The sequence below is a fragment of the Salmonella sp. NW1250 genome (assembly GCF_051812965.1).
Classification (GTDB): Bacteria; Pseudomonadota; Gammaproteobacteria; order Enterobacterales; family Enterobacteriaceae; genus Salmonella; species Salmonella enterica.
The window spans coordinates 1-1,010 of record NZ_JAMNDD010000035.1; the positions used below are offsets into that span (position 1 = coordinate 1).

At 57.0% G+C, this 1,010-nt stretch carries 1 protein-coding gene; it reads left to right on the forward strand.

The window, feature by feature from the left end:
• The coding region (gene gmd / locus NBA72_RS24100) for a GDP-mannose 4,6-dehydratase (protein WP_139764429.1) at nt 1-1,010 on the forward strand (1,010 nt) is incomplete at both ends.

The window sequence follows — 1,010 nt, forward strand, 5'->3', positions numbered from 1 at the left end:
TCTTACCTGGCAGAATTTCTGCTGGAAAAAGGGTATGAGGTGCATGGTATCAAGCGCCGCGCGTCATCGTTTAATACCGAGCGCGTGGACCATATTTATCAGGACCCGCACAGCTGCAACCCGAAATTTCATCTGCATTATGGCGACCTGACCGACGCCTCCAACCTGACCCGCATTTTACAGGAAGTGCAGCCGGATGAGGTCTACAATCTGGGCGCAATGAGCCACGTGGCGGTGTCGTTTGAGTCGCCGGAATATACCGCCGATGTGGATGCGATGGGCACGCTGCGCCTGCTGGAGGCGATTCGCTTCCTCGGTCTTGAAAAGAAAACGCGTTTCTACCAGGCCTCCACCTCTGAACTGTACGGGCTGGTGCAGGAAATTCCGCAGAAAGAGACCACGCCGTTCTACCCGCGTTCCCCCTATGCGGTGGCGAAACTGTACGCCTACTGGATCACCGTCAACTACCGTGAATCCTACGGCATTTACGCCTGTAACGGCATTCTGTTTAACCACGAGTCCCCGCGTCGCGGCGAAACCTTCGTCACCCGTAAGATCACCCGCGCCATCGCCAATATCGCCCAGGGACTGGAGTCCTGCCTGTATCTCGGCAACATGGACTCGTTGCGCGACTGGGGCCATGCGAAAGATTACGTGCGGATGCAGTGGATGATGTTACAGCAGGAGCAGCCGGAAGATTTCGTGATTGCCACCGGCGTGCAGTATTCCGTGCGCCAGTTTGTGGAGCTGGCGGCGGCGCAACTGGGGATAAAACTGCGCTTTGAAGGCGAAGGCATTAATGAGAAAGGGATCGTGGTATCCGTTACCGGACACGATGCGCCGGGCGTGAAACCGGGGGATGTGATTGTGGCCGTTGATCCGCGTTATTTCCGTCCGGCGGAAGTGGAAACCCTGCTGGGCGACCCGTCCAAAGCGCATGAGAAACTGGGCTGGAAACCGGAAATCACCCTGTCGGAGATGGTCTCCGAGATGGTGGCGAACGATCTGGA